The 24,812-nt window shown below is 33.5% G+C and carries 16 protein-coding genes; 3 read left to right on the top strand and 13 right to left on the bottom strand.

Features of this window, described 5'->3' with window-relative positions; all coding sequences use genetic code 11:
- Positions 1-39 precede the first annotated feature (39 nt).
- The 12 genes from NYQ10_RS18110 to NYQ10_RS18055 form a co-directional block, all read right to left on the bottom strand.
- Entirely contained in the window at positions 40-603 is a 564-nt protein-coding gene (locus NYQ10_RS18110) for a DUF2911 domain-containing protein (protein ID WP_289877627.1), read from the bottom strand.
- 98 nt (positions 604-701) lie between these two features.
- Positions 702-2,498 carry a glycoside hydrolase family 2 protein gene (locus NYQ10_RS18105; RefSeq protein WP_289877626.1) on the bottom strand — a complete coding sequence of 599 codons (1,797 nt, stop codon included), beginning with the start codon at positions 2,496-2,498 and terminating at the stop codon, positions 702-704.
- A gap of 147 nt (positions 2,499-2,645) precedes the next feature.
- Entirely contained in the window at positions 2,646-5,054 is a 2,409-nt protein-coding gene (locus NYQ10_RS18100; RefSeq protein WP_289877625.1) for a glycoside hydrolase family 2 protein, read from the bottom strand.
- A gap of 69 nt (positions 5,055-5,123) precedes the next feature.
- A complete protein-coding gene (locus NYQ10_RS18095) occupies positions 5,124-6,314 on the bottom strand; it encodes a glycoside hydrolase family 88 protein (RefSeq protein ID WP_289877624.1) in 1,191 nt (396 codons plus the stop codon).
- 286 nt (positions 6,315-6,600) lie between these two features.
- Positions 6,601-8,121, bottom strand: coding sequence for a RagB/SusD family nutrient uptake outer membrane protein (locus NYQ10_RS18090; RefSeq protein WP_289877623.1), 1,521 nt, complete (start codon positions 8,119-8,121; stop codon positions 6,601-6,603).
- A 189-nt stretch (positions 8,122-8,310) separates the two neighbouring features.
- Complete coding sequence (locus tag NYQ10_RS18085; RefSeq protein WP_289877622.1) at positions 8,311-11,313, bottom strand: SusC/RagA family TonB-linked outer membrane protein; 3,003 nt, start codon at positions 11,311-11,313, stop codon at positions 8,311-8,313.
- A 216-nt stretch (positions 11,314-11,529) separates the two neighbouring features.
- A complete protein-coding gene (locus tag NYQ10_RS18080) occupies positions 11,530-15,621 on the bottom strand; it encodes a two-component regulator propeller domain-containing protein (RefSeq protein WP_289877621.1) in 4,092 nt (1,363 codons plus the stop codon).
- A 130-nt stretch (positions 15,622-15,751) separates the two neighbouring features.
- Positions 15,752-17,380 (bottom strand): DUF4955 domain-containing protein, encoded by a 1,629-nt coding sequence (locus tag NYQ10_RS18075; protein ID WP_289877620.1) that lies wholly within the window; start codon positions 17,378-17,380, stop codon positions 15,752-15,754.
- A gap of 286 nt (positions 17,381-17,666) precedes the next feature.
- Positions 17,667-18,851 carry a mannonate dehydratase gene (gene uxuA, locus NYQ10_RS18070; protein ID WP_289877619.1) on the bottom strand — a complete coding sequence of 395 codons (1,185 nt, stop codon included), beginning with the start codon at positions 18,849-18,851 and terminating at the stop codon, positions 17,667-17,669.
- Positions 18,852-18,875: 24 nt separating this feature from the next.
- Positions 18,876-19,688, bottom strand: coding sequence for an SDR family oxidoreductase (locus NYQ10_RS18065; RefSeq protein ID WP_289877618.1), 813 nt, complete (start codon positions 19,686-19,688; stop codon positions 18,876-18,878).
- A 38-nt stretch (positions 19,689-19,726) separates the two neighbouring features.
- Positions 19,727-20,389, bottom strand: coding sequence for a bifunctional 4-hydroxy-2-oxoglutarate aldolase/2-dehydro-3-deoxy-phosphogluconate aldolase (locus NYQ10_RS18060; protein ID WP_289877617.1), 663 nt, complete (start codon positions 20,387-20,389; stop codon positions 19,727-19,729).
- Between the two features lie 3 nt (positions 20,390-20,392).
- Positions 20,393-20,842, bottom strand: a complete 450-nt coding sequence (locus NYQ10_RS18055; RefSeq protein ID WP_289877616.1) for a YhcH/YjgK/YiaL family protein — start codon at positions 20,840-20,842, stop codon at positions 20,393-20,395.
- 121 nt (positions 20,843-20,963) lie between these two features.
- On the opposite strand from NYQ10_RS18055, the gene NYQ10_RS18050 reads away from it, so the two are divergent.
- The gene (locus NYQ10_RS18050; RefSeq protein WP_436836308.1) at positions 20,964-22,031 is read left to right on the top strand and encodes a substrate-binding domain-containing protein; all 1,068 of its coding nucleotides are present in this window, start codon (positions 20,964-20,966) and stop codon (positions 22,029-22,031) included.
- A gap of 141 nt (positions 22,032-22,172) precedes the next feature.
- On the opposite strand, the gene NYQ10_RS18045 is transcribed toward NYQ10_RS18050, so the two are convergent.
- Positions 22,173-23,342 (bottom strand): DUF4861 family protein, encoded by a 1,170-nt coding sequence (locus NYQ10_RS18045; RefSeq protein ID WP_289877614.1) that lies wholly within the window; start codon positions 23,340-23,342, stop codon positions 22,173-22,175.
- A 200-nt stretch (positions 23,343-23,542) separates the two neighbouring features.
- Between NYQ10_RS18045 and NYQ10_RS18040 the strand changes: the two genes are divergently transcribed.
- Both NYQ10_RS18040 and NYQ10_RS18035 read left to right on the top strand, forming a co-directional pair.
- Positions 23,543-24,193, top strand: a complete 651-nt coding sequence (locus NYQ10_RS18040; RefSeq protein WP_289877613.1) for an HAD family hydrolase — start codon at positions 23,543-23,545, stop codon at positions 24,191-24,193.
- A gap of 215 nt (positions 24,194-24,408) precedes the next feature.
- Positions 24,409-24,777 (top strand): STAS/SEC14 domain-containing protein, encoded by a 369-nt coding sequence (locus NYQ10_RS18035; protein ID WP_184161783.1) that lies wholly within the window; start codon positions 24,409-24,411, stop codon positions 24,775-24,777.
- Positions 24,778-24,812 lie beyond the last annotated feature (35 nt).

The following is a 24,812-nucleotide window of genomic DNA, read 5'->3' as shown; positions in this document are numbered from 1 at the left end:
TTTTTCAATGACTCTTTTATATATCAAAAAAACGATTAATTATTTAACCGTAATTGGCAATTCAACAGTTGTTTTATCCCAACCAATAACAAGATTTGCTACATTGCCTTGAGTTGTAAAAGCAATAGATAAAGCTTCGATAACATCAGAAACTGGTTTCACAGGAACTGAAACTCTCACAACATCTTTACTTTGATCGTAAGCATAACCACCCCATAAATCCAATTCTTTATTGATAATGATTGTCCATTTATCTTTTTCTGGAATAGCAAATAAACTATAATATCCAGCAGGAACTTTTTTACCACCGATTGTTACATCTTTGTAGAATTTTATTTCGGTGTTTTCGTTAGCACCAACTCTCCAAACTTCTCCAAACTTTACAACATCACCAAAAATAGTTCTTCCTTTTGCAGAAGGTCTTGCGTAAAGAACTTTGATAACTGGATTAGGATTATCTGTTTTTTTGAATTTCACTGCTTTGTTTGGGAAATAAGAAATATCAACCGGACTGGCATCAAGAGGAGAAAATTTTACCACATCTTGCGCCTGAACTGTAAAAGCAGCAAACAATGTAACTGCCAATAAACATAATTTTTTCATAGGATTACAATTTTTAGAATTACTACAAAGTAAGTCAATAATGAAGAAAAATCATATAATTTACAGTTTGTTTTTTGTTAATGAATTGATAATACTCTTTATTCATTTTTCTTTTTGGCGTACCAATCCTGCATAATGTAAAAAGCCTTCTTTTTTTCGCCATCATTAGAAATTAATCCTTTGCGATTGTAACCGTCTTGAATTCCTGGAAGCAATCTTTTTGGCGATCTGAAATCAACCAAAATCCACGGACTTGTCCCGCTTAGATGCGGAATTTTTTCAATCATTTTTAAATTCTGGATGTATAAATATTCTTGATATTCTTCTGTCCAACGTTCATTTTTTTCTCCGTGAAAACCAGCTTTAGCATCACCTCCAAATTCAGAAACAATTACTGGTTTATTATATTTAGATTTCCATGTTATTTTCTCTGCATCTTCTAAATTTCCTCCATACCAGCCTAAATATTGGTTGAAAGCCACAACATCTAAAACTTCACCAATCGGATCATCAATAGTTTCTTTTTTGGTTAATAAAGCAGCACTGATTAATCTGGTATTATCTAATGATCTTGTGTGTGATGCTAAATTTTTAATGAAATTATTTCTCGCTTCCGAAATTGGAGTTTCATTCGCCATTGACCAGATAATAATACTCGCTCTATTTTTATCTCTTGTAATAGAAGCTGTTAACTGATTTTCGGCATTTTGATAAGTATTTTTGTTTGTAAATTCTACAGTCCAGTATACCGGAATTTCTTCCCAAACCATTATTCCCATTTTATCAGCTTCGCGGATGATATTTTCGTTATGCGGATAATGCGCTAAACGAACATAATTGCAGCCTAATTCTTTTGCCCAATTTAATAAACGCAAAGCATCTTCTTGAGAATTTGCGCGTCCGCCTTTGGCATTTTCTTCGTGAATAGAAATTCCGCGTAAAAAGATTGGTTTTCCGTTGAGCAGAATTTTATCTTCTTTCGTTTCAATAGTTCTAAAACCTATTTTGTCATTTAATTTTTGTCCATTAAAATTAATTTGAACATCGTATAATTTCGGATTTTCAGGCGACCAATAAGAGATTTTTTTCGCTGGAATTTCAAAATTTGAAATGCCATCAGAACCAATTTTTCCTTTATAATTGATCTTTAGTTCTGGAATAGAAATTGAAACCTGATTTTTTGATGCATCCAAATTATTGATTTTAATAAAGCCAGAAATGACATTTGCATTGCCTTTTTTCAGTTGAATATTATAATCTTCCACAAAAGACGATTCTTCTTCAACTAAAGTTACATCTCTTGTGATTCCGCCATAATTCCACCAATCGGTATTTACTGTTGGAACATCTTCTTTGTGACGCGTATTATCAACTTTTATAACCAAATAATTTTCTGTAGATTTTACAATCGAAGTAATCTCATAATTAAACGGAGTAAAACCGCCTTCGTGTGTTCCAAGTTTTTTTCCATTCAAATAAACATCGGCTTTGTAATTGATTGCACCCAAATATAAAAAAAGACGTTTTTTGTCTTTTAAATTATAATCGAAAGACTTTTTAAACCAAACATTTCCTTCATAATATTTCAATTCTTGAATTTGTGAATTCCAGTCGCTAGGAATAGTTATAGTTGGAGATTTATCAAAATCATATTCTACTAATTCTTGTTTATTTTGCGCATGATAATTATTGAAAAAAGCTCCTTTTGCTGGTTTTTCCTGTTTGTCGTATTGATCCAAGTGAAAGCTATAAAAACCAGTTTGATAAGGATCTATTATGTAATTCCAAACGCCGTTTAATGAAGTGGTATTTCGGTTGGGTACATTGGAGATTAGATTTTGTGCAAATCCCAGAACAGAAGAGGTTAGGAGTAATGCGGTTAATATTTTTTTCATTTTTTGTATTAATTTGTTTTTGTAATTGTGTGTGGCTTAACCGCAAAGGGCGCAAAGGTTTACGCAAGGTTCGCTAAGTTTTTTTACGCAAAGCATAAATAATTTGCGTCCTTTGCGTAAACCTTTGCGAACCTTGCGGTTAAATTCTCAAGGCTCAATCTTCAAGTATTCTCCTTTAAAGCTCTGATTCAAAGCCGTCATTTCAATCGGATTTCCAGAACCATCAGGAATTACTTCAATAGAAGCTTTTCCGTTTGCCATTCGTATGGATTCGCTTCCAGTTGGTGTTCCTTGATTTTTTAAAGTTTTACCGCCTTTTAAACATTGAAAATAAACACTTTCTTCATAATCTAAACAGCGCAGATTGTTATTGTCAATTGCAATTGCTGTTACTAAATAATTACCGTTTTTTAGTTTTTCTGAAGATAATTGCAACGACGAAGGAGTATCATTTTTATTAAAACGATAATTTACTTTTAAGGTATCAGAGACCGTTTTTCCTTCTTTTGTTTTTCCAATTGTAATTAGAATATTTTCTCCTTTAGTAAAATTGACATCCCAAGTCAAACCATTTGCAGGATACAAGGAAATATTTCGCTGTTTTTCTCCTAAAGATTTTCCGTTATGAGATAAAGTCACTTTTTCGCAATTACTGAAAACACTAATTGTTCTCGGCGTATTTTCTGGACCTTGGCGTTCTGTCCAAGTATGTGATTCGATGTAAGCAAAAGGTTCTTTTGCCCAATAACTTTTAAAAACATAATACGCATCTTTCGGAATTCCGTTTCTGTCCGTAAGTCCTTTTTGGTTCATGTACGGAATATCATCTTCTGGACGTAAAGGCGTTGCAAAATCTTTAAAAGCCCATTGAATATTTCCCACAAACATCGGATCGTTTTCAGATACATGCAAATGCCAATCAAATAAATCGACTATATAATTTTCGCTCCAATCGCCGATTTGGGCAATGTTTGCAATTTTAGTCTGAACAATGGCTTCTTCCCAACCTTCGGCTTTAATAACATTTTCTCCTGTTACTGGATTTTCGCTGTGACGACCAACATGACTGTCTCCGCCATATTCAGCATGAATAAAATGTTTGTATTCTTTTTTATAAACGTCAATTGCTTTTTGATAACTTTTGTAACTTCCAGAATACCAGCCAGACCAGATAGAAGGAGAGAAAACATCAACAATGTGCGAACCTTCATAATATTTTCTAATTGCTGTTTTTCTCGTTGGATCGAGTTTATGAGCAATGTCATTTAATTCAGTTAAAAAAGCATTTGTTTTATCTGCATTATCGCCATTGGGAAAATCAGGAAGCCAGTTAATTTCGTTTCCTAAAGACCAAATAATAATACTTGGGTGATTGTAATTTTGATTGATAATTTCTTCGAGCATGTTTTTGGTATTGGTTTTCCAAGCATCATTTCCAATTCCGCCGCGGCACCAAGGTAGTTCATCCCAAACCAAAAGACCAAGTTCGTCACAAGCTTTATAAATTTCGGGATCTTGCGGATAATGTGCTAAACGAACAAAATTGGCACCCATTGCTTTAATCGATTTCATGTCTGCCCAATGCTGTTCGTTGCTCATTGCAGCGCCAACTCCGGCTTGTTCTTCATGTCGATGCGTTCCGCGAATTAATAAACGTTTTCCGTTGAGGTAAAACGGACCATGATCTTTAAACTCAAACCATCTAAAACCTACTTTTTCTGAAACACTGTCTTTAATTTGATTTTTTTCTGATAAAACAGCAGAAAGACTGTATAAATTAGGTTTTTCAGTATCCCAAAGTTCTGGATTTTTGATGTTTTCGAAAGTGATAGTCGAAGTTTTATCTGAAACCAAAACTGTTTTACTAGCTACTTTTTTGCCTTTCGGATTTTTTAAAGTGACTGTCAATGATAAATCTTTTGAATTTTCAGGATTTACAATTGAAGAAACAATCTGAACAGAAGCTTTTTTTGCTGAAACTTCAGGAGTTGTAATTTTTAGATTCTCGATATGATTTTTGTATTTTGAAACAAGCCAGACATCGCGTGTAATTCCGCCATAAATAAAGAAATCACTTTTTTGAGACGGAATAATTTCGATGTCATAACTATTATCAACGCGAACAAAAATATCATTATTTCCTTCTTTGATAAAATTGGTAATATCAATAGAAAAACCAATATAACCGCCAATATGAGTTCCAGCTTCTTTTCCGTTTATATAGACTTTTGTGGTTACATTCGAACCTTCAAAATATAAAGAATAAACGCTGTTTTTATCGATCTGCGGAATATTTATTTTTTTTTGATACCAGCTTGCATCACGGCGATAACCAGGATATAAATCGGTTGCATCTTCGGCGTTCCAAGTGTGGGGTAAATTTAATGAAGTCCAATTTGAAGCTTTTTGCGCTTCGTTGAGGTTTGTAGTATGATTTTCTAAATAAAGCCAATTGTCGTTAATGTTCATCTTTGTCTGAGCAAAACTGCCCAGACAAATCTGAAACAAAACAAAAAGCGCAAAGATTGAAAATGTATGGTTATGTCTTTTTTTCATAGGTTATTTTTTTAGTGACAAGGTGACAAAGGCTCAAAGTGACAAAGGCTAGAAACCTTTGTTACTCTGTTACTTTGAACCTTTGTCCCTTTGTCTAAGAAGTGCTTCTAGAAAATAATAATCGGCATAAATAATCGGTTCGTCTATTTCATCATGTTTTGGCCAGTTTCCTGTGCTATGATCGAAAAGAAATGGAGCCTTAATTTCAGTATCTAGAATGTATTTATCGGTTTGTACAGAAGTCATCAGTTTATCTGCAAAAGCCAAGTAATTTTCTTTCTTTGTATAAGTATATAATTCATATAATGCTGAAGCCATAACCATAGCCGCCGAAACATCTCGAGGCGAATTCGGAATACTTGGATCTTTTAAATCCCAATATGGAATTCCGTCTTCGGGCAGATTTTTATTTGCCATAAAAAATAGGGCAGTAGCTTCGGCTTGTTTTAGATAAGCTGGGTCTTTTGTATAGCGATACGACATTGTAAAACCGTAAACAGCCCAGCCTTGTCCGCGCGCCCAAACCGAATCGTCATTGTAGCCTTGAAGCGTAGTTTTCTTTCTAACTTCGCCCGTTTTCGGATTGTAATCAATAACGTGATAACAGCTATTATCTTCTCTAAATTGATTTTTCAAAGTCGTATTAGCATGCTGAATAGCTACGTTGCGATATTTCGGATTTCCAGATAATTTTGATGCTTCAAAAAGCAATTCCAAATTCATCATATTGTCGATGATAACAGGATAATCCCAAATTTCTTTGTTGAAATCCCAAGAACGAATCGAACCCACTTTTGGATTAAACCTTGTGCATAAAGTTTCTGCGCCTTTAATAATTACCGCTTCGTATTCTTTCTTGTTTTCCACTTTTAGAGCTTCTCCAAAACTGCAAAACACTTTAAAACCAACGTCATGCGAATTACTGTTTACACTTTCCTTTTTGCTAAACGGAGTCCATTTTTGAGCTTGTTCTTTGTATTTTGAATCGCCTGTCAATCGGTATAATTGCCAAAGATTTCCAGCAAAAAAACCGCTTGTCCAATCTTTTGAGGGCACTTTACGAATTTCTAATGTTTTAATGTTCATGCTTCTCGGCATCGACATAGAATCAATGGGATAATCGAGCAACATTTTGTAACGCGTTTCTAGTTTTTCTGTCGCAGCAGAAGTGTTTTTTGTTGGAGAATTAATTCCGGATTTGCATGCTGTTGCCAGCGATGCAAACCCAAGAATTAAAGAAATGAAACTGACATTCTTCATATTTAAAATAATATTTTTAGTATCGTTACTAAATTTTTAGACGCGGATGAAACAGATTCGCTATCGCGAAAACGCTGATTTACACAGATTTTTTATTTTACACAGATTTGTACAGATTTGTACAAATTAAAACAGATTTAAAAATGGATTCTTTTATTGAATGTTTTAAACTTTTTGGTTATTAATTCTATATAATCTACGTGAGATTTAATACACATTACGTAATTAAACAAATCCGTTTTTTTCCGTGTCTTTGCGATAGCAAATCCGTTTCATCTGCGTTCAATTAATAACCCGGATTATTTGGTTTTAAATTCGGATTAATTGCCAATTCGGTTCCTGGCAACGGCCATAAATAATCTTTATTCGGATCGAAATTAGCATGTGGTTCTAAACCAGTTGGGCTAAAAACTTCAGGACCAATTTTAAGTCTTTTAATATCGTACCATCTAATATATTCAAAAGCCAATTCTAATCTTCTTTCATCAACAACCATTTTTCTAAAAGCATCTTTAGATAAACCTGGAGTAACATTTGCTGGAAAAGAAACTTGTTTTCCTGCTTTGTTTCTTGCTCTTGCGCGAACACGATTTACGTAACCATCAGCTTCGGTTGTTCCCGGAGTAATTTCATTTAAAGCTTCGGCTGCAGTCAATAAAACTTCTGCAAAACGCATTGTGATATAATTATGTTGAGAAGTTCTTCCGTTTGCACCAGCTTTTCCCGGAAAACGGAAATATTTTGCAATATGTGGACGTGGCGCTTTTTCATTATCACTTGATGGAAAAACTTGCAAAGATCCGCCTGGACCTGTTTTCTTTCTAATAATAGTATCAAAACTTACCGCTCTTCTGTAATCTCTCTGATCCCAAGTATTGAATACTTTTAGTGAAGGAACCGCAACTGAAAACCCTTGTCCGTAGCTATAACTGTCGTCTTTTAATGAACCTGTAAAAAATGCCGTATAATCTTGACCGTAATTTCCAGAAGTTAAGTTATTGAAATCAACTGTAAAAAGAGGCTCTTTTAATGTAGCGGTTTTGTTAGCGTTGAATAAATCTTGAAAATCAGCATCTAAACCTAAACCAAATTTGGCTTCATTTGTAATTACATATTTTGCTTCGTCATATGCTTTTTGATATTGTCCTAAAGTTAAATAAACAGAAGATAAATATCCTGCCGCTGTACCTTTTCCAGGAACTGCTTTTACTTTTGGTTTGTCTTCCAGCCATTGTTTCGCAAATTCTAAATCAGCAATAATTTTTGGATAAACGTCTGCTTCTTTGGTTTTAGTAATCGAACTCACTTGTTTGACATCATTTACAACAAAATCAATGTATGGAATATCTCCAAAAAGACGCACTAAATGATAATAAGTAAATGCTCTGGCAAAATAGGCTTGCGCCACAATAGCGTTAACTTTTGCAGGATCTCCAGGTGTTTTTTTAGCGCCTTCGATTGCTTGATTTGCTGCCGTAATAATCACATAAGATTGCGGCCAAAAGTTAGCAACAAGTGCGTTGGTATCGTTCATGCTCATATCATTAACATCTATACGAGCTGCTTGAGTCGTTCTATCACCAATATCAGACATATCATCGCGAAGCATTAGAGCGATTGTAAATTCTCTTCCCCAATAATTGTTGTGTGCAATGTTGGCAAATGCACCATTTACAGCCGCTTGCAAATCGTCTGTATTATTGAAAAAGTTTTCTGGACGAATAACTCCAACAGGATGTTCTTCCAGATCGGAACAGCTAAAAAAAGCAAGTGTGCCGAATAATAAAAAAGCGATATATTTTTTCATAATATTATTTTTTGATATTAGGGTATAACTTAACACATAGATACATAGCTTTTAAAAATGCTAAATAAGGCGTTTCACTTGCATTAATGATCATAGCACTTTGTGTATAGCTATGTGTAAAAACTAGTTTTTTAAATTTTCTTCTTCTGAAAAAAAATCTATGTTTCTATGTGTTTAATATTATTTACATTAAAATTTAAGGTTAAATCCGAATGTAAATGTTCTTACGTTTGGATATCCTCCATAATCTAATCCTAAATTGGTGTTACTTCTTGAGTTGGTATCGTTTAAGTAATTGGTTTCAGGATCTGTTCCCGGATAATCGGTAATAGTCCAAAGGTTTTGCGCACTGATGTAAAAACGAACTTTGCTTAATCCCATTTTCGAAACAATTTTTTCATCCAAACTATATCCTAAAGAGATGTTTTTTAAACGAATATAACTTCCATCATAAACAAATCTAGAAGTAATTCTCTTCGTTCTCGCGGCATTTATCGGAACATTTGTATCTGTATTAGTTGGTGTCCAAGCGTCTAAAACTTCTGTTGTAGCGTTATTGTTTCCAGAAGCCAATTCCATCAAAGTATAGTTTAAGATTTGACCTCCTTGCGAACCTTGAAAGAAGATATTTAAATCTAGATTTTTATAAGTGAAATCATTATTAAATCCGAAAATGAAATCAGGATTTGGATTTCCGATAATCGTTTTATCTTGCGAATCTAATTTTCCGTCGCCATTTACATCTCTGAATTTTTCGCCTCCAGCAATAGTTTCAAAATTTCCAGGTAAAACGGCTTCACCTTGCTGAATTACACCATCATAAATAAATCCAAAGAAAGAACCAACTGGTTGACCCACTCTCAAAATCTGTGATTCTGTCGCTAAAAAGTGACCAGGCGCAGAGTTGATTAAAAGGTCTTTATTATCGGCTAATTTTAATACTTTGTTTTTGTTTGAAGAAATATTAAAACTTGTTGACCAAGTAAAATCGGCACCGATAAAGTTTTTAGTATTAATTCCCAATTCCCAACCTTTATTTTCTAATTCACCCACATTTTGAAGCTGAGAGGCAATTCCAGAAACTCCTGGAAGCGGTCTGTTAAACAATAAATCTTTGGTAATTGTTTTATAATAATCTGCTGTAATGCTAATTCTGTTGTCGAATAAACCTAAATCAATTCCGTAATCCTGTTGGTATGAAGTTTCCCATTTCAAGTTTGGATTATCCAAAGAAGTCAATTGAACAGCATTTACAATCACGTCACCGCTGACATCATAAATTTCAGAGAATCTAGAAAGAGTAGAATAAGCACCAATTGAGGGATTTCCTGTTGCTCCGTAACTTGCTCTTAGTTTTAGGTTTGAAATCGTTTTATTGTCTTTTAAGAAGTTTTCTTTACTAACATTCCATCCAATTGCTCCAGAAGGAAAAGTTCCGTATTTGTAGTTTTTACTAAAACTTGAAGAACCATCGCGTCTTGCGGTAAATGTTAGCAAATATTTGTCATCATAATCGAAATTCAACCTTCCGAAAGCAGAAATCAATTCAGTTTCAGACAAGTTAGAATCTGGTTTTAAGAATACCGTTCCAGCGCCTAAATTTCTGTAAGAATTGGTATTTGTTAAAAATCCTCTTGAAGCTGCATAAGAACTTTCGTTTTTATTTTTTTGGTATGAATATCCTCCAAGAACAGTTAAAATTCCTTTTGAGATAATTTCACGTTTGAAAGTCAAATAATTCTCTGTCAAGAAAGAAGAAAATCTTGTGTTGTTTACTGAAGCTTCTCCTTTAATATTTTTTCCTGCGATTAAAGTTGACGGAATAAATCTTCCTGTTTGCGAATTATTATCGGTTAAACCTAAAGTAGTTTTAAAATCTAAATCTTTAGTGATTTGATATTGCGCAAAGAAATTGTTTCGGTTTACGATAGAAACAGTTTCCAAGATATTTTCCATTGCCGTTGCGTACGGGTTGTCAATATCATCTCCAATTGGAGCCGTTGTGGTGTACGTTCCATCGGCATTGTAAATTCCTTTGTCTGGCATAAAACGATAAGCAGAAGCAATAACACCTGCAGCACCAGTTCCTCCAGCTCCAGTCTGGCTGATAATTCCTTCTTTGTTTTGTTTACTTGTAAAATTGTTTAATCCAACTTTTAATTTTGGAGTAAGATTGGCTTCAAGATTCGCAACAATGGTGTATTTATCGATTCCAGAATTAATAACAACTCCATCTTGGTTAAAATAAGTTCCTGAAACATAATACTTAATATCTTCAGAACCGCCAGAAAATGATAATTGCGTATTCGAAATCATTCCATCACGATAAATAATGTCTTGCCAGTCTGAGTTTGCAGGACCTTGCGTGTGCGTTGTGAAACTTTTTCTATACGCCGCAAACTGATCGGCATTTAATAAATGCAATTTGTTATTTACAGATTGTACAGAAGTCGAGTTGCTAAATTCGATTACAGGTTTTCCAGGTTTTCCCTTTTTAGTCGTAACCATGATAACTCCGTTTGAACCTCGAGATCCGTAAATTGCAGTTGCCGAAGCATCTTTTAAAACCTCAATCGAAGCGATATCTTGCGGAGCTGGCATTGCAACTCCTGCAAAACCATCAACAACTATAAGAGCATCACCACTGGCATTAATAGAAGTTCCTCCACGAACCCTGATTTTTACCGGAGCACCTGGTTCACCACCATTATTTGTCATTACGGAAACACCCGCTGCACGGCCTTGTAAAGCTTGTTCTGCATTTAAAAGTGGATAAGCAGTCAATTCTTTTGCCGTTACAGAAGAAACAGATCCTGTAATGTCGCTTTTTTTACGAGTTCCGTAACCAACTACGATTACTTCATCAAGCGCTTTTGTATCTGGTTTTAAACTTACATTGATTACGGTTTTGGTTCCAACTGGAATTTCTACGGTTTGAAATCCGACAAAATTAAAAACTAAAACAGCATTTTTTTCTCCTACAATAACCGAGTAATTTCCGTCCATATCGGCGGAAGCTCCGACAGAAGAATTTTTGATATAAACATTAGCACCGGGAAGCCCGAGTAAATCTTCGCTGGAAGTTATTTTTCCGGTAACTTTTCGTTCCTGTGCATGCATCACGATATTAACTAGTAAAAAAGAAACTAGTAAACACCATTTAAACGATTTGTTTTTTTGGTCTGTAAACATTCATTTTTTGGTTTTAAGGTTAATAAGTTAGATAAAGTAGAAAAGCAATAAACTCATTCCGATGATGATGATGACAAATAGAATTTGCAGCAATAAGAAGTTTGTTTTCTTGATTTTCATATCGCAAATGTAGAAGCCAAAAAAGAAACAGAAATACAAAAAAGGGTATCTAAAAATACAGATACCCTTTTTTAAGCCTTTAAAAATGAGGATTGTTTAAAATGTTGCCGAAGATTTATAAAATTTATCGGCATATTGAGAAGGAGTTTCGCCATACTTTTTCTGAAAGCATTTGCTAAAGTATTTCGGATTATTAAAACCAACTTTATAACTGATTTCTGAAACGGTTAATTTGTTTTGTTCTAATAATTGAGCGGCACGTTTTAATCTTATTTCATGAATAAATTCATTTGGCGTGCAATTCGTCCAAGCTTTAATTTTTAAAAATAACATCGTTCGACTAACTCCCAATTCAGAGCAGAAAAACGGAATATCAAATTGTTCGTTCGAAATGTTTTCTTCTACAATTTTAAAAGCCTTTTTCAAAAGTTCTTCATCCAAAGAAGAAACCGTAATTTCAGACGGAATAAAACTGTCTTCGCTAGAAAATTTGATTTTTAATCTTTCTGTTGTATTCAAAAGGTTTTTAACTCGAAGTCTGAATTCCATTAAATTGAATGGTTTACTAATGTAATCATCGGCACCGCTTTCTAATCCTTCAAATTTATAAACTAATGAAGATCGAGAAGTCAGCAAAATAACTGGAATGTGGCTGGTTTTGATGTTCTCTTTTATTTTAGAACAAAGTTCCGTTCCAACCATTTCTGGCATAATAACGTCGCTGATAATTAGGTTCGGAACAAATTTTAATGCCTTTTCTAAAGCAATTTTGCCATTTTCGGCTTCAATAATATTGTAATCTTTTTTGAGAAGATTCTTCATGAATTTTCTCAAAACCTTATGATCTTCAACCAATAAAATGGTTTGTTTTTCTTCGTTTACAATTAAATCTTCAATGTCATCATTTTCAACAATTTCAGAAGTTTCCAATTGTGCAGAATATTGCTCAATATCGTCACTGATTTTAAAGTCAGTAATAATTTCATTATCCAAAAGATGCTCGCGGCCAAGCGGTAAAGTCACCTTAAAAATAACTCCACCAGTTGGTTTGTTGGTCACATCGATTTTTCCTTTATGAAGTTCGACAATGTTTTTTACAATCGAAAGCCCGATTCCGGTTCCTTTATTGTAATTTTTCTGCACTTGATTATGTGTCGGAACTTCAAAAAACAAATCAAAAATTTTATCGATATGTTCTTCTGATATTCCAACGCCAGAATCTTCAACCGCAATAAAAAGATTCTGCTGATCGTGATTGATTTTAATATTTATCGAACCGCCTTTTGGAGTGTATCTAAAAGCATTCGAAATCAAATTATAAAAAACGCGTTCGAGTTTGTATCGGTCAAAATAAACTAGAATTTCTTCGTTTTGAGTTTCAAAAGTATAATCGTAACCGCCGTCTTTGGCATATTCGATAAATGATAAAAAGATTTCTTTTGTGAATTTGACAATGTTTCCGTTTGCAGATTCCAGCGAAACTTGATGATTTTCTAATTTTCTGAAATCCATTAAACGGTTAATCAAACTTAGAAGATGATTGGCACTTCCTTCAATAACCAAAAGCTTTTTGTACATTTCGTTAGTTCCGTTATAATCAGCTAAAATTTGCTGTAACGGACCTAAAATTAAAGTCAAAGGTGTTCTAAATTCATGCGAAATATTGGTAAAGAAATCCAATTTTAATTTGTTGTTTTCTTCAATTCGCTGTGTTTCCAGATATTCCAATTCCAGTTTTTGCTTCAATCTCGCTTTCGATTTCATAATCCAAATCAAACCGTATAAGCCCAAACCAATTATAATTCCGTACAATAAAAATGCCCAAATACTGCGCCACGGAGCGGGATTTACAATTACAGTTAATGTTGTAGGAGTTTGATTCCAAACGCCATCATTATTGGCACCGCGAACTTCAAAAGTATAGGTTCCAGGATTTTGAATCGCAAAATTGGCTTCGCTGTTTTTAGTCGTCGTCCAGTTGTTTTCTAAACCAACCAAACGATAACTGTATTGATTATTCTTAGATCGAATGTAATTTGGAATTGCAAAATTGATGGAGAAATTTGCTTTATCATAATCTAAAGTAATCGTTTTGGTAAAACCAATACTTTGTTCTAAAATTCCATCTTTGTCATGTGCATTGATAATTTCGTTTTTAATTTTTAAATCGGTAATTAAAACCTGCGGAGCATAATTATTTAAGGAAATTTTTGAAGCATCAAAAAATGTGGCGCCAGATGGACTTCCAAAATAAAATTGATTAGAACTTACTTTTAAAGCAGAATTATCATTGAATTCGTTACTTGCCAAACCATCTTTCTGATCATAAATTACAACCGTTTTTTTAGATTGATTGTATTTTATAATTCCCTGATTGGTGCTGATCCATAAGTTTTTAGCATCGTCTTCTAAAATAGAATGAATAGAAGTTATGACCGTATTTCCAACTTTGAGATTAATTCTATTGAATTTTTTTCCATCAAAAACATGAAGACCTTTTGCTTTTGTCCCGACCCAGATTTTATTTTGAGAATCTTCAAATAAGGTTAAAATATCATCACCAGACAAAGCCGAATGATCGTAAAAGTAATGCTGTATTTGATATTTCTTCGGATTAAAATTTCGAAGCGAAATACGATTTAACCCATTTTGTGTTCCAAGCCATATTGAATTTTGTTTGTCAATCAAAATACTGCGAACCATATTATTGGTCAAGAAAACTGGTTTAGAAGTATCATTTCCAATAATTTGGAAGGTTTTATCTGTTGTGTTATAGCGAATTAAACCTTTGCCAAAAGTTCCAATCCATAAAATTTTGTTTTCCGCTTTAAGCGAATAAACACCGCTCTCTTTTAATAAATCGGTTAAATCAGACGCAATTCGGTTGTCTTCAATTTTTTTAGAAATAGTATTATAAGCCGATAATCCTTTAGAAAAAGTTCCAATCCATAAAATATGATCATCAGAAAGACACATCGCTTTTATATCATTTTTATTAAACTGTCCAGTTTTGCTGTTGATGTAACTTATAGCTTCAGAATTTTTATTGTAAATTGTTATTCCGCCTCCTTCCGTTCCAAAATAAATATTCTGATTTTTATCTGCAATTATAGAACTTACAACATCAAAACTCATCGGAATCTTTTTTGAGGTTTGGTTGTAATTTGAGAAATTAACATTAGAAATATCCCAAAGATTCACGCCTTTATAATAACAGCCAATCCAAATTGATCCTTTTTTATCCATAAAAACCGACTTTACTTTATCGATTCCGTTGGCGTTATTGCTGTTATTGATTTTTTGAAGATTTTGATCTTTCCCTAAAATGTAAATTCCGTCATAAGCGCCAACCCATAAAGAGCCTTGATTGTCAATTACTAAAGATCGAATGTCAGTATTGATTTCGCGGTATTTTTCAGCGGGTAAAAAAGAAACAAAAGCTTTTTCTTTTTGATTAAATTTCAAAAGACCTTTGTTTTTTGTCCCAACCCATAAATCTCCATTTTTGTCTTCAATTACCGATTGCACATTTAGTAAATCTGTAGCATTTAAAGGATAATTTTTAAAGTACAATTTGCCATTTTTTCTACCAGTTAAAAGACATAAGCCTTTCGTAGTTCCAATCCATATTTCTCCTTCTCGAGTTTTTAAAATACTAAGAATATTATTGCTTGGAAGAGTCGAAGCATCGTCATCTGAATGAAAAACCGAAGAAAATAATCCCGATTTTTTATTTAAAATGGTTAATCCTTTTGAAGTTCCGAACCACATTTCGCCTCCAATTTCCCGAATGCTCCAAACAGCATTATTACTTATTGTATGATTGGCTTTGGTATGAAGATATCTTGTAAAACGGTTAGAAATAGGATCGTAGCAATTTAATCCGTTATAAGTTCCGACCCAGATTTTTCCTGAATTGTCTTCTTCAATCGCCAAAATATCATTATTACTGATGGAATATTTATCACTGACGTCGTTTCTGAAAATGGTAAATCGGCTTCCGTCATATTTGTTTAAACCGTCACGCGTTCCAAACCACATTTGTCCAAATTTATCCTGATGTATAGCAATGACAGAACTTTGCGAAAGCCCATCGGTGGTAGAGAAATTTTTAAGACGATATTTATTCTGGGAAAATAGGTTTCCGAAAATAAAGACTAAAAATAAAAGAGCTATTTTAAATTTCATAGCACAGGAGTTTATATTGTGAATTTATACTCTCGCAAAGTCGCAGAGTTGCAAAGTTTTGTTTTTTTTAAGTTAATTTCTTTGCGTCTTAGCGACTTTTCGAGATTATAATTTATGATGAGCAAAAAACTTATTTTAATCGCTTTTTCAATTGATAATCATACAGCGATGGAATTTTTTCTATCGGTGTATTCAAAAGCTCAATATACGGATCAACGTCATATTTAATTTCAAATTTAGTATTTCCATGAACACCAATAATTCTTGCCAGAGCTCCATCTTTCATTCCATACAATAAAACTGGTTTTGTAGTATCTGGATTTTCTACTTGTACATTTAAATTCCAAAAAGTACTGAAAGGTCCGTGCGATGGTTTCCAATAATCCGCGCCACCGCCGCCAAATAAAAGATAGCTATTATTTTTGTCAGGGGTAATATGAACGGTAATATTATCAAATAAATTTTGATGATTTGCTCCCGAATGCTGGTCTAAAAGCGCATCGTCAAAAATCTCGCAATCTTGATATACATTTTTAGTAGAAAATGTATTAAAACTCAAAGGATGAACTGCCTTATTGTAGATTTTTAAATTCTTAACTAAAACATTATGAACACCTCCCAAAGTTACGGTATAATGTGATAAATGTGGTCCATCGGTTGTAATATCTTCAATGGTAACGTTAGAAACTTCTTCGGCTAGAATTCCACTGTCTGCGTTGGTAATTTTTACATCTTTAACCCAACTATTGAAAAGGCGAGTTAAGAAAATACCATTGTTTCCGGGTTCAACATGATGCGCAACTCTCGGAATATCAGGAAAAGTAAAACGAAGATGTTCAATTCCGACTTCATTTAAATGTTTCCATTCTACTAATTGTGCCTGATAACTAGGTTTGATCGAAATAGTTAAAGGTGTTTTTAAAGTAATTTTAGAACCTGAAATTTTAGTGATTTCAACTTGCTGTCTTACAATCGGCAGTTTCGGAAATTTCCAATGATGCGAACCAGGTTTTACTTTTGCACCTTGATATAAATCTTTTATGATTTCGCCATTTTCACCCTCTTTATTAAACAATTGCAATTCGACAACATCACCAACTTTTAATCCTTTTACATCTGATACATTAATTATATGTTCTCCCATTTTTCCAGAACTGACTTTTGCCAACGGATTAGATTCTGGTTCATATTTGTCTAAATACGATTTTACACGTTCTCCCGGAACCTGCGTCCAGATAAAACCTCCAGACCAAGCATATTGCGAAAAAGGAAGATCAATATTGTTTTCTGCTTCGCGTTGTCTTTTATCAAAAGTGGTTAAATATTCTCGTAATTCTGCTAGAACTTCAGAATCTTTGAGATACATCATCGGTCTTGGAAAGTAGATTTCAGTTCCGTTTTGATTAGAACCAGCGCCACGAAGGACAAAATTGCTTCTTTCGATATAGAGAATATCACTAAGAATGATTTTTCCTGCGGGTAATTGCAAAATTACATTTCCTTCAACGGCATTAGCAGCTTTAAAGGCTTTTAAAAGGGCTTTCGAATCATCTAATTCATCGTTGGCTTTTACGCCAAAATCTGTTGCATTAATGATTTTTCCGTTAGTTTCAGGAATCTGGCTTTCGCCGAAGTGATAACCTGCATAACTAAAATCAGGAAGATAATTTGTTTTTGAAGTAATAATTTTAGGTAATTCCTGCGCCAATATGGTATTCATAAAAAAGCCACAGGAGAGGATAATGGCTTGGCGAATCATGGTTTTGTGGTTTTTGTGGTTAGTTAGTTTTTTGTGTGTTAGATTTGCCACTAAGTCACTAAGTCACAAAGTTTTTTACTCTAGTTTGTCATTCCGAGGAACGAGGAATCTCCGCAAGTGGCTCTACAAACTAAATCGACAATCTTTGTGGAGTCGCTTGTGAAGATCCTTCCTTCGTCAGGATGACAAAAATGAGAAAGAACTTTTCGTTTTAGCGTCTTTTAGAGACTAAAAAGATAAAGCTAAAAACATACTTAGTGTCTTACCGCCTTAGTGGCAAAATCAATTATAAAGATCGTTTGATCCCCAATTCTAGTCCTCGTAGTTCTGCTAAACCTCTTAAACGGCCTATTGCAGAATAACCTGGATTTGTTTTTTTCTTCAAATCGTCCAACATTTGATGTCCGTGATCTGGTCGCATCGGTAATTTGCTGTTGTTTCTTTTTTCAACTTCCAAAATTGCTTTTACGACTTCGTACATATCAACGTCGCCTTCAAGATGGTTTGCTTCGTAGAAACTTCCTTCTTCGTCGCGTTGTGTACTTCTTAAGTGAATAAAATTCATTTTATCGCCATGACGTCTTACAATTCCGGGTAAATCATTATCAGCACGAACACCATAAGAACCTGTACACATTGTAAATCCATTTGATGGAGAAGGAGCAGCATTCATTAATTCGATCAAATCTTCTTCAGTACTCACAACTCTTGGTAAACCTAAAATTGGGTAAGGTGGATCGTCTGGGTGAATCGCCATTAAAACTCCTTTACTTTCTGCAACAGGAATAATTTCTTTTAGAAAATGAAAAAGATTATTCTTTAAAGCTTGTCTATCAATATGATTGTAAGCGCTCAAAGTAACTAAGAAATCTTCAACAGAATAAGCTTCTTCAGCTCCCGGAAGTCCAGCTAAAATGTTTTGCTGAAGTTTTACTTTATCTTCGGCAGTCATGGCTTCAAAATAGCTTTTTGCTTTTTGAGTCTGTTCTTCAGAATATTCGTTTTCTGCGCCTGGTCTTTTTAAAATAAACAATTCGAAAGCGGCAAAAGCATTGATATCAAAACGTAAAGCTTTAGAACCATCTTCAACTGTAAAAGACAAATCTGTTCTAGACCAATCTAAAACGGGCATGAAATTATAACAAACGCATTTAATTCCGCATAAAGCCAGATTGCGAATGCTTTCTTTATAATTTTCAATGTATTGAAGATAATTTCCAGTTTGCTTTTTAATGTCTTCGTGAACTGGAATACTTTCTACAACCGACCAAGTCAAACCAGAAGCGCCTTTTTTAGGATCTCCGTCTTGATGTTCAATTTCAACTTTTCGTTTAATAATTTCATCAATACTCCAAACTTGTCCGTTTGGAATGTGGTGTAAAGCTGTTACAATTCCGGTTGCTCCAGTTTGTGCAATATCTTGTAAAGAAACAGGATCATTTGGTCCGAACCATCTTAATGTTTGTTCCATTTTTGTGTAATTATTTTAATGTTTTTAAATACTTGTAGCGGCAAAACCACCATCTACTTTTAATGTTATTCCGGTTACGAATTTAGACATGTCGCTGCATAAAAATAAAAGCGCTCCGTCAATATCTTCTGGCGAACCAAATCTTCCCATTGGCGTATGATCTATAATTTTTTCTCCTCTTGGAGTTAATTTTCCTTCTGGAGTTAGTAACAATGCACGGTTTTGTTCTCCAATAAAAAATCCTGGTGAAATAGCGTTTACACGAATTCCTTCGCCATATTTAGAAGCTAATTCAACCGCCATCCATTGCGTGAAATTGTCAATTGCCGCTTTCGAAGCTGAATAACCAACAACTCTTGTCAAAGGTCTTTGAGCCGATGCAGACGAAATATTAATGATATTTCCTGATTTCTGTTTTGCAAAAAGTTCAGCAAAAACCTGAGAAGGAAGCATCGTTCCAATAATATTCAAATCAATAACTTTTTGTAAATCATCGGTTTTCATATCATAAATAGCTTGATCTGGCTGAATAGTTGCTCCAGGCATATTTCCGCCCGCACCATTTATCAGAATATCCAAACGGCCGTATTTTTCAACGATAAAATCTCTAACTTTTTCTATTTCTTCTTTGTTTAAAACATTCGCCTGAACTGCAAAACCTTGCCCACCATTTGCTTCGATTGTTTTTACAGTATTTTCAGCTTTTTCAAGAGATTGTGAAACGATTCCGACAATCACGCCTTGTTTGGCTAATACATTTGCAAAATTACTTCCTAAAACTCCAGCACCGCCCGTAATCAGTGCAATTTTTCCTTTAAGATTGAATATTGAATCCATTTATTTTTATAATTTATTATTTTGGTTGAATTTGATTTTTAACCTCTTATCGTTTCAATCAAATCCAAAACTCTTTTAGTTTCTTTTTCAATTGTATCGTAAGCCTCGTAATTCATTACTTCTTTGCTAATTAATTTACTTCCCATTCCAACTGCCGAAACTCCCGCATTAAACCATGTTTCAATGCTTTGTCGAGTAGTGTCTACACCGCCAGTTGGCATGAAAGTTAAATTTGGAAAAACATCTTTTATTCCACTCATAAAATCAGGTCCTAAAATATTTCCAGGAAAAAGTTTAATGAATTTTACTCCAGCATTTTCAGCCGCAATAATTTCTGTTGGTGTCATACATCCCGGAGCATATAAAACCTCTTTTCCAATTAAAAAGGTTGCAATTTCAGGAACAAATCCCGGACTGATAAAAAAATCAGCTCCAGCTAAATAATAGGTTTCTGCTTGTGCTAAATTTTTAATAGTTCCTATTCCTAAAAGCATTCCTGGCATTTCAGCATTTCTTAATTCAATCATTTTTTTGAAATTCGAAAGTGCTTCTGGTCCACGGCTTGTATATTCTACAGCTCTAATTCCGACATTATATAGTGTTTTTAAAACAGCAATACTTTTGTTCTCATCTGCATTGAAATACAACGGAAGCATTCCTTGTTTTACAATTACATCAATTGAGTTCTGAATGGTACTCATAAATTATATTTTTACTTTAATTACAATTTTCTTCAAAAGACCTTCTCCAATCATTGCCGTATGAACATCTTCTGGAAATAAGATTGCAAATTGTTTTTCTTGCAATTGAAAAAACGTATCGGGTGAATCGTGAAAAAAGCGAACGTCTCTTTCGTCACTATAATCTCCATTTGGATTAACACATTTTTCTCTTGGTTTCCACGCAAAAGTTTCTGGACCTTTTATAGAAATCTGAATGTCGATATTTTTATCATGGCATTCAAATCCTTTCACGGCTTCTTCTTTCGTATTTCCTTGTCCAACAATTACGATCAATTTTAGGCCTTCGCCGATTTCAAAAGTGCCTTCTTCAAGATTGGCGATATCATTTTGATTTACATATTCAAATGCTTTTTTGAAATTAGGGTGCAGATTATAATATTTTGCTGCGTTTTGTAATGAATCTACTATCATTTTTTTCGCTATTATTTTGGTTTTTTAATGTTATATGTATATTTGCGTGTGCGTACACGGTGTTTTTACAAATGTATGTAAATTGTACTGTAAAACAACTTATTTTTGATAAAATAAATTAATTTTACCGCACTGCTTTTATTTTTTTAACTTAAAAAGAATCAATATCATAACGATTAAAAAAATTGCTGAATTAGCTAATATTTCGCCAGGAACTGTGGATCGAATTATACACAAGCGTGGACAAGTGGCTCAAGAAACGGTTGATAAAGTCAATGCGATTATTGAAGAATTTGGCTATAAGCGAAATATTTTAGCAAGCAATTTGGCATTAAACAAGAAATTTCACTTTGCTATTTTCCTGCCAAAATCTGAAACATTAGAATATTGGAAAAGCCAAATTGACGGAATCGAAAAAGCGGCTTTAGAATTCAGTAAATTCGGAATTGTTCTGGATTATTTTTTCTATGATTATAATCTTTCTTCTTTTAAAGAATCTGTAAAAAAAATAATGCAGTTTGAATGTGACGGATTACTTTTTGCACCTATTTTCTACGAAGAATCTGTTCAGTTTTTAACGGAATACAAAAAGAAAAATATTCCGGTTGTAATGATCGATTCGAATATTTCGGAGGAAAATGAACATGCTTATGTCGGGCAAAATGCTTTTCAAAGTGGTTATTTGGCTGGAAGATTAATCAGTTTTGCGGTTAAAAATGAAAGACACGTTTTGATTTTTAAAATTACACGCGAGATTGAAAGCACTTCTGTTTACTTGCAACGCATTAAAGGATTTTATTCGTATTTCAAAGATCATGACGAATTGACCAATTTTAAGTTCTCAGAAGTTACTTTGAAAGATTCTGGAATTGATCAATTGAGTATGGAAATGTTTTTGGGAGTGAACAGTGTTTTTGTCCCAAATTCCCGAGCTTATATTGTGGCTGATTTTTTAGAAAAAAATAATATTAAAGGCGTTAGAATTATTGGTTTTGACTTGTTAAAAGAAAATATTGAATATCTAAATAAAGGCGTAATTGATTTCCTTATCAACCAAAGACCCGAAGAACAAGGCTATTTGGGAATCAATTATTTATACAAAAAACTAGTTCTTCAAGAAGAAACAGAAAAAACGCATTATATTCCGTTAGAAATTATTTTGAAGGAGAATTATTTTCCTGCGAAATAATTATACTATAAAAACTATAAAAATACAGCCCGTGGTTTCAACAACGGGAGCGCAAAGAATAATCACGATACGTTTCCCACGGTTGAAACCTTGGACTATGTTAAAAAAACTTTGTGACTTTGCGCCTTAATGGCAAAAAAATCACTTCTTAACCTTCACAATCAAAGGATTATTAATTTTTTCAGCAAAAGAACTCAAATATTTTTCCCATTCTTGTTTGGTTTGAAACGGACTTCCTTTTTTCCATCCAAAACCTACATAATAAATCGCTTTATTGTTTTTTACCGAAATGTTTCCATAAAGATTACTCAAATCTTTTTCTTCTGTAACATGATTATCAAAGCTTAATAAAGTATTTTTTGGAGCGACTAAACCTGTTCCAATTTCAGAATCATCAATCGGTTCCCAATAACTTAACCAACCTTCTTTTATGTTAGTTCCAATTGTACCTTTTTGATCATGAAGCGTTAATCCAGCAGCAATTATTTTACTTCCTGTAATATTAATTTCAAATCGAGAAAGCTGACTTCCGTAATCCAAACTAATTAATTTTGATTCAGTTATTTTATTGCCTTTCGCATCCCAATCGGCGTAAGTTAAAATAAAACTTGTTCGAATTGGTCCAGTTGTAATGGTTTTCCAGCGTATAAAATTCTTAGAAAAATAATATTTCCCGTCTACATTTACGGCAATTCCGCCCACGCCGCGACTGTCTCCAACATGAAAATTGTCCAAACCTTCTCCAGTATCTTTATGGTAAGTTCCAGTTCCGTTTGTTGCTTTTTCGTACCATTTGTTAATGATTGGATAATCGACTCTTTTTAGCCAAGCATCGATTCCGCTAGTTAAAGTTCCTCCAGCAATCTTGTCTTCAACCATTTTTTGAGCAACAGGACCATAAGTTCTAAATGCCACTTTATTGTTTTCCCAAGCATAATCGTCTGTGCGTTCGGGAACAAAACGCGAATAACAATTTATAACTTTTGACACGGAAGGATTTGTTCCTACAAAAACTTCAAAATCTTGTTTTGACGAAGCTTTTATTTTTGGCTGAAATAAAAGCAAATCCGCATTTCCGTCGCCATCTTGATCTACCGTTTGCGTTTCTAAAAAAGAATTACTGCCAAATTCTTTTACAGCATAATTTTCTAGTTTAGAATTAGCATCTAAACCAAGCGATTTTTTTGTCAATTCTATAGTTTCAAATTCTCTGTCAACTGGCAGATTGTTAGAAACAGTGATAATTTTATTTTGAGAAATGGCAACAAAATTGCCCGCCAAAATGGTTATAATTAAAAGGTGCTTTTTCAAAATGGAAGATTTATTTTTTAATGAAATGAGTTAAATAGTATTTTATAAAAGTACAAATCAAAAAGGAAACGAAAATACAGAATAGGGGTAATTCTGTGCAGAATGTTGAAAATCAAAATATAAACTTTAGATTTTTGAATCGATTATTTTTTTGTAAATTTCAATTCTTCTCTTTTACGAAAAGAGCTATTTGTAATTAAATGAAAATCAGAAAAATGGTGAAATGTATTATTTTCGATTGTGACGGAGTTTTAGTCGATACAGAAAAAATTGGCAACGAAATATTACTTGTGATGGCACAAGAACATGGTTTACAAATGGAACTCGAAGATGCTTATCACTATTTTAATGGCGTAAGTTTAAAAAACTGCTTTTCGCAGATTGAAAAAGCGATAGGAAAGAAGTTGCCAGAAGATTTTGAAGAACAATATAGAAATAGAAGTTTTGAAGCTTTTTTGAAAGAAACCACACCGATGCCTGGAATTTTTGATTTCCTGAATAATCTTAAAATTCCGTATTGTACAGCGTCTAGCGGACCTTTGGAAAAAATCAGACTAAATCTAGAAACTGCAGGTTTGTTAGATAGATTTGAAGGGAAGATTTTTAGTTCTTACGTAATTAAGAGCTGGAAACCAGATCCAGAAATCTTTTTGCATGCGGCGAAACAAATGGGTTTTGGCGTTGGAGATTGTATAGTTGTTGAAGATAGTGTTGCTGGAGTTAGAGCGGGATTAAAAGGCGGTTTTAAAGTTTACGGATTTGCGAATGGTTATAATAATGAAGATTTAAAGAAAGAAGGAGCAATTCTTTTTCATTCGTATGAAGAATTAAGTACAATGCTTGGAATCTAGTCTGTTTAAGTTCTGAGATTTATACGTTTTTGGTATTAAAAAAAAAACTTCGTGTGCTTTGAATAATTCATTCAAAAAACATCAAAATCACTCGAAATAATATAATAAACGAATAGTTAAATGTAAATGCTATATGATTGATAATAAGTATATTTGAGTAAATAATTAAACCTTTAAGAAAAGGAATAGAATTCATTAACTCAAAAGTAAATCATATGATACATCAAATCGATACTACCGATAATATAGTTGCTTTTAGAGCATTAGCAGAAGTAACAAAAGAAGATTTTCTAACAGCTGTTGTACCAGCAGTTGAGCATTTGGTAAAACAAACAAACGAAATTAATTTTCTGTTAGTTTTAGATACCGATATTAAAAATTTCACGGCTGGAGCGTGGCTTCAAGATGCACTTTTAGGCTTAAAACACTTAGGAAAATGGAACAGAGCTGCAATTATTACAGATACAGACGAAATTATTTCTTTTACAAATGGTTTTAGTTTTATTGTTCCGGGCGAATTCCGTGGGTATAAAAAAGTAGATTTTAATAAAGCTTTAAATTGGGTAGAAGGAAATATTTCTTAAGTTTTTTCCAAAAAAGATATAAAAAAAGAGCATCG

Origin of the sequence: Flavobacterium johnsoniae, from assembly GCF_030388325.1 — a bacterium.
In the GTDB taxonomy this organism is placed as follows: Bacteria; Bacteroidota; Bacteroidia; order Flavobacteriales; family Flavobacteriaceae; genus Flavobacterium; species Flavobacterium johnsoniae_C.
The sequence above is the reverse complement of the archived record's forward strand: the minus strand, read 5'-3'. Positions and strand labels throughout refer to the sequence as shown.

Excerpts from the sequence above, each read along its gene's own strand:
- NYQ10_RS18110 (WP_289877627.1), bottom strand. The coding sequence starts at position 603 with ATGAAAAAATTATGTTTATTGGCAGTTACATTGTTTGCTGCTTTTACA.
- NYQ10_RS18105 (WP_289877626.1), bottom strand. The coding sequence starts at position 2,498 with ATGAAAAAAATATTAACCGCATTACTCCTAACCTCTTCTGTTCTGGGA.
- NYQ10_RS18100 (WP_289877625.1), bottom strand. The coding sequence starts at position 5,054 with ATGAAAAAAAGACATAACCATACATTTTCAATCTTTGCGCTTTTTGTT.
- NYQ10_RS18095 (WP_289877624.1), bottom strand. The coding sequence starts at position 6,314 with ATGAAGAATGTCAGTTTCATTTCTTTAATTCTTGGGTTTGCATCGCTG.
- NYQ10_RS18090 (WP_289877623.1), bottom strand. The coding sequence starts at position 8,121 with ATGAAAAAATATATCGCTTTTTTATTATTCGGCACACTTGCTTTTTTT.
- NYQ10_RS18085 (WP_289877622.1), bottom strand. The coding sequence starts at position 11,313 with ATGTTTACAGACCAAAAAAACAAATCGTTTAAATGGTGTTTACTAGTT.
- NYQ10_RS18080 (WP_289877621.1), bottom strand. The coding sequence starts at position 15,621 with ATGAAATTTAAAATAGCTCTTTTATTTTTAGTCTTTATTTTCGGAAAC.
- NYQ10_RS18075 (WP_289877620.1), bottom strand. The coding sequence starts at position 17,380 with ATGATTCGCCAAGCCATTATCCTCTCCTGTGGCTTTTTTATGAATACC.
- uxuA (WP_289877619.1), bottom strand. The coding sequence starts at position 18,851 with ATGGAACAAACATTAAGATGGTTCGGACCAAATGATCCTGTTTCTTTA.
- NYQ10_RS18065 (WP_289877618.1), bottom strand. The coding sequence starts at position 19,688 with ATGGATTCAATATTCAATCTTAAAGGAAAAATTGCACTGATTACGGGC.
- NYQ10_RS18060 (WP_289877617.1), bottom strand. The coding sequence starts at position 20,389 with ATGAGTACCATTCAGAACTCAATTGATGTAATTGTAAAACAAGGAATG.
- NYQ10_RS18055 (WP_289877616.1), bottom strand. The coding sequence starts at position 20,842 with ATGATAGTAGATTCATTACAAAACGCAGCAAAATATTATAATCTGCAC.
- NYQ10_RS18040 (WP_289877613.1), top strand. The coding sequence starts at position 23,543 with ATGAAAATCAGAAAAATGGTGAAATGTATTATTTTCGATTGTGACGGA.
- NYQ10_RS18035 (WP_184161783.1), top strand. The coding sequence starts at position 24,409 with ATGATACATCAAATCGATACTACCGATAATATAGTTGCTTTTAGAGCA.